6 protein-coding genes are annotated in these 4,386 nt (G+C 33.7%); 5 read left to right on the top strand and 1 reads right to left on the bottom strand.

Annotation, left to right across the window (positions count from 1 at the left end; all coding sequences use genetic code 11):
* Positions 1-184: 184 nt before the first annotated feature.
* Positions 185-601: a hypothetical protein gene (locus P9M13_10330; GenBank protein ID MDP8263680.1), complete on the bottom strand. Its 417-nt coding sequence runs from the start codon at positions 599-601 to the stop codon at positions 185-187.
* 190 nt (positions 602-791) lie between these two features.
* On the opposite strand from P9M13_10330, the gene P9M13_10325 reads away from it, so the two are divergent.
* From P9M13_10325 to P9M13_10305, 5 genes are all read left to right on the top strand, one after another.
* Positions 792-1,430 (top strand): hypothetical protein, encoded by a 639-nt coding sequence (locus tag P9M13_10325; GenBank protein ID MDP8263679.1) that lies wholly within the window; start codon positions 792-794, stop codon positions 1,428-1,430.
* A complete protein-coding gene (locus tag P9M13_10320) occupies positions 1,414-1,887 on the top strand; it encodes a nucleotidyl transferase AbiEii/AbiGii toxin family protein (GenBank protein ID MDP8263678.1) in 474 nt (157 codons plus the stop codon). Before P9M13_10325 ends, P9M13_10320 begins: the two co-directional genes overlap by 17 nt.
* Positions 1,888-2,100: 213 nt before the next feature.
* Positions 2,101-3,171 carry a hypothetical protein gene (locus tag P9M13_10315; GenBank protein MDP8263677.1) on the top strand — a complete coding sequence of 357 codons (1,071 nt, stop codon included), beginning with the start codon at positions 2,101-2,103 and terminating at the stop codon, positions 3,169-3,171.
* Between the two features lie 185 nt (positions 3,172-3,356).
* Positions 3,357-3,908, top strand: a complete 552-nt coding sequence (locus tag P9M13_10310) for a hypothetical protein (GenBank protein MDP8263676.1) — start codon at positions 3,357-3,359, stop codon at positions 3,906-3,908.
* Positions 3,889-4,119: a hypothetical protein gene (locus P9M13_10305; GenBank protein MDP8263675.1), complete on the top strand. Its 231-nt coding sequence runs from the start codon at positions 3,889-3,891 to the stop codon at positions 4,117-4,119. The genes P9M13_10310 and P9M13_10305 overlap by 20 nt, the downstream gene beginning before the upstream one ends.
* Positions 4,120-4,386 lie beyond the last annotated feature (267 nt).

Genomic DNA, 4,386 nt, shown 5'->3' with positions numbered 1-4,386 from the left:
GAATTCAAAATTATCAAATATTTCTGAGATATTCGCTGCGAGCGATTTTATTCGTAGCTATTTAGGTAAGATTGCTGTGGATCCCATGTATGGAGTTCTGAATTTAGTATGGTGTCCCTGAAATATGAAAGCAGAGATGATTTTATCTATGGCTTCATACTCAGCATCAATATTGTCTCGAAAATTAGCCATAAAGAACCACCCCTTCTTTTTGTATCAATTTGTTGAATTTAGATATTCCAGAGAGATCAATAATATCAACAGGTTTTGACAGAGAAAACATAAGATCGCCATAATAACTGTAAAAATCTTTAGGCGTGAGGCCTTCTACCGCAATATCAATATCTCGGCTTTCTCTTTCTTGCTTTGTGCATGATCCAAAAAGCACCACCCGCTTAACGTGATATTTTTTAGAAATTTCATAAATTGTTTTTCTGTCTGTTTCTTTAATCATAAGTGTATTATAGCACTTTATAAACTTCTTATCGATACTTTTCTTTGTAGGAAAAGTCTTTTTAAACAGAATGTAGCGCAGGGCTTTGCAGCCGTAGGACAGATCCGCCGTCGCTTTGTGGCGGAAGCCCTGCCAATGTACTAACATATAATCCGATATCTACAGTCTTTAAACCGCGCAAATCCAATCGCTGTCTGCCAGTTTTGCGGAATTTCGTTTCAATACCTTGCTATAAAAAGACATAAAAAGAGTGTCCCGATTTACGACTTACTGATTTATTTTGAATAATCTCAACATTTGTATTGCAATATCTTAACATATATGATAAGATAATTGTATGAAATGGGAAGATTTTATTAAAATTGCAGGTAAACTACCTATAGTAAACAAGAAGCTTTTCTTACCGGGGGCTTCTTCCGTTAATGCTGTAGAGGTACAGTTTAGTCGATGGCAGAAAACCGGTAAACTAATTCAATTAAAGCGGGGGATGTATCTCCTCGCGGAACCCTATCGAAAAATCGATTTGTTCGAGCCTTATGTCGCATCGGCATTGATCAGCCCTTCCTATATTAGTTTAGAGAAGGCTTTAGAGTATCATGATTTGATCCCGGAAGGTGTTTCGGTATATACATCGGTAACCACAAAAAGACAGGGTAAGTTCATAACAAAAGTTGGTGTGTATGATTATCGGCATATAAAGAGCTCTCTTTTCTGGGGGTATAAAACGGTATGTATGAATAAACAGACAGCATTTATTGCCTCACCAGAAAAAGCCCTGTTAGATTTTTTCTATTTGAAGAAAATAAGGGTAACACTTGATTACCTCAATGAAATGCGACTGCAAAACGTTGAAAAGATCGACCTTGATATTTTAGCTCAATATGCAAAGAGGTATGATAAAAAGTCACTGTTTGATGCTGTCCGAATGATAGAAAAATACATTGTACGATACAAAAAGGATGAAAAAACATTATGAAAGAGTATGTTTTAGAGTTAGCGGCTTCTCGGGAAGGCTATACATCAAAGTTGATACAAAGCCTCCACAAGGTAGCGTGCTGGAAACATCTATTGTTAATAAATATTTTCCCATTGCGTTTCTGACGTATGATTTACCATCATTATTTGCAGGTAAATTGCATGCACTGCTGAACAGAAAATACACTAAAGGCAGGGATTACTTTGATATTGGCTGGTATTTTTCTAAATGGAAAGACATAGTCCCAAACTTAGCGCTTCTGAATAATGCATTGTCTCAGACAGGATGGAAAGGGGATGTCTTATCACAAGATAATTGGAGATCGTTTTTATATAACACTGTTCAAGATGCAGATTGGAAAAAGGTTAAGGGAGATGTTGGAAATTTCCTTGAAAACCCGTCGGATATTGAGATATTCACAAAAGAAAATGTTCTGAAACTGAGTGAACCGGGGTAAGACAAAAACAATTTAAAAGCACAGGTAGCCGGGAGCTTTAAGCCCATATCGTGCACTCTGTTCTTCGAAATAATTAAATTTTATATAACCTTTAAATAATATTAACTTATACTTTTTCTTGCCTTTCAGCCATAATCTTAGATATTATTATAACCCAGCACAGGATATTGAATATATAAGCCGCAAAAATATAAAAAAAGAAAGGATGCAGTTATGGTAGAAAAGAAAACACCCCAAAAAAAGATTTCGATGTCTAATACTAAACAGGAAATGTTAAATTCGTACGAAGAAATTCTCAAACAGCTTCAAGAAAAGGATCAGCTGGAATTAAGACCCGCGGAAATGACCTTAAAAATAAAAACTGATGAGATTCTTTCCGTTGCGGACTCTATATCTTCAGAAAGTGTAGTTAAATGTATCGGAGATCTAAGGGCAGAAATCGGTAAAATGTTGATCGAGCTGTCCGATAGATTAGAAGAAGAGGTTAATAAATACAGAAATGTCAAGGGAGCCATTGAAAATAAAAATAGAGAACTCAAGGAAATATACGAAATAGATAAAAATGCACAAACATTAGCTGCATTGATTGAATCTCAATCGGTAAAAAGACAAGAGTTTGAGCAGGAGATGGATGATAAAGGGGAGGAATTTAATAAAGAATTAGAAAAAATGAGAGATGAACAACAAAATGAGAGAATTCAACGCGAGGAAAAAATCAAAGCGCAGGAAATAGATGACTCGAGGACGAGACAAAGAAAGAAGGAAGAATATGAATATACATTCAAAAGGGAACAACAAATAGCAAAAGATAAGTTTGAAGATGAAAAAGAAAAACGCGAAAGAGAAATACTAGCTACTAAGGAAGAGGCAGAGAAACAATTAGATGAAAGAGAAAAATATATACTCGAAAAAGAACAAGAATTTCATGATTTGCAAAAGAAGGTAGATAGCTTTCCAAAGGAAATCGATACAATGGTTAATAAAGCAATCAAAGAAACAACAGATAGATTGCAATCAGAATCAAAAAATAGGGAAGAGCTTTTAAAGAAAACATATGAGGGTGAAAAAAATGTAGCAATCGCAAAAATTGAATCACTTGAGCGCGCTACAAAAGAACAGAAGGAGCAAATTTCGAAATTATCACATCAGCTGGAAGATGCATACCAAAAGGTACAAAATATAGCAGTAAAAACAGTAACCTATCCACCCGAAGCAAAACAAATGCAACAAAACTCCCAACAATCACAAGGAGAATACAATAAAAAACAATCAAATGACAAATAAACAGATTAATTTTATCATTTAAATAGATAATAATGACAATGGGTGCCAAGTCTATTTTTTTTACCAGGAATATCAAACAAATAAACTGCTAAGATTTTTAAGAATAAAGATTTGATCCCATTGTATGCTTATAGTTACGCTAACGACAATTGTAGGGTATTATGATTACTAAAAGGTAAAAAGTTATACTTTTTTCAGGAGCAAACGGAAGTGGGAAGACTACGCTTGCTAACAGTATTCTAGAATCAAATATGAGATTTGTTAATGCAGATGAAATTAAAGTGAAAGAGAAATTATCATCTGTTGCGGCCGGCAAAAAAGCTCTTTTATCAATAGATGAACTTATTTCAAAAAAAACAAGCTTTTCTTTTGAAACTACTATGTCTGGACTGGGTTTAAGGAAAAGATTTTATCAGTTAAAGAAAAATAATTACGAAATTGTTATACTTTATCTTTTTGCCTATCCAACAGAATTATTTATAGAAAGGATTATAGAGCGCGTTAAAAAAGGCGGTCATTTAGTTGAAGATAATGATGTAATAAGACGTTATTATAGGAGTTTATTGAATTTTTGGAACATATATAAAAACTATGCTGATGAGTGGGCAATTGTTAATAATAATGAATTTCAATATAAAAATATTGTTGTTGGAAATAACAACATAATTAATATAATTGATATTTGTGAATTTGAAAAATTCAAGGAGGCTTTACAATATGCGAAAACCTGCAAATAAGAATATTTCTCTAAAAACTTACAAAAATTTTACAGACATTACATCAAAAGCGTGTGAAGCATCTCATAAAGTATTGGAAGAAAACAAAAGACTGGGTATACCATCCCCTTTTTCTTTACAAGGAAGAATTTACTATCTAATGCCTGATGGCGAAATAATAATGAAAAAATCTAAAGATAGTTCTAGAAGAGATAAAAAAGCGATTTTTTAAGCCCTTTATAAATAAGGACACATTGTGGTGTCCCCCCTTCAGGCAATAATATGTGTATCAATGACGAGATTGCAATAATTAAGCTGTCTCATAATTAACCCGTCCGTTAAACCCGGGTTAGCTCAAAATGTCCCCCGAATTCACTTTTGAAAAATCAAGTCTCTTAAAAAAAATCTTTTATCTGAAGCATTTTATCACAAACTATCCGGGGAAACTATTTATTCGTAGCTATTTAGGTAAGATTGCTGTGGATCCCATGTATGGAGT

It is taken from the genome of Candidatus Ancaeobacter aquaticus (assembly GCA_030765405.1).
Classification (GTDB): domain Bacteria; phylum Auribacterota; class Ancaeobacteria; order Ancaeobacterales; family Ancaeobacteraceae; genus Ancaeobacter; species Ancaeobacter aquaticus.
This window is presented reverse-complemented; position numbering and strand designations above follow the sequence as displayed.

Excerpts from the sequence above, each read along its gene's own strand:
- P9M13_10330 (MDP8263680.1), bottom strand. The coding sequence starts at position 601 with ATGTTAGTACATTGGCAGGGCTTCCGCCACAAAGCGACGGCGGATCTG.
- P9M13_10325 (MDP8263679.1), top strand. The coding sequence starts at position 792 with ATGAAATGGGAAGATTTTATTAAAATTGCAGGTAAACTACCTATAGTA.
- P9M13_10320 (MDP8263678.1), top strand. The coding sequence starts at position 1,414 with ATGAAAAAACATTATGAAAGAGTATGTTTTAGAGTTAGCGGCTTCTCG.
- P9M13_10315 (MDP8263677.1), top strand. The coding sequence starts at position 2,101 with ATGGTAGAAAAGAAAACACCCCAAAAAAAGATTTCGATGTCTAATACT.
- P9M13_10305 (MDP8263675.1), top strand. The coding sequence starts at position 3,889 with ATGCGAAAACCTGCAAATAAGAATATTTCTCTAAAAACTTACAAAAAT.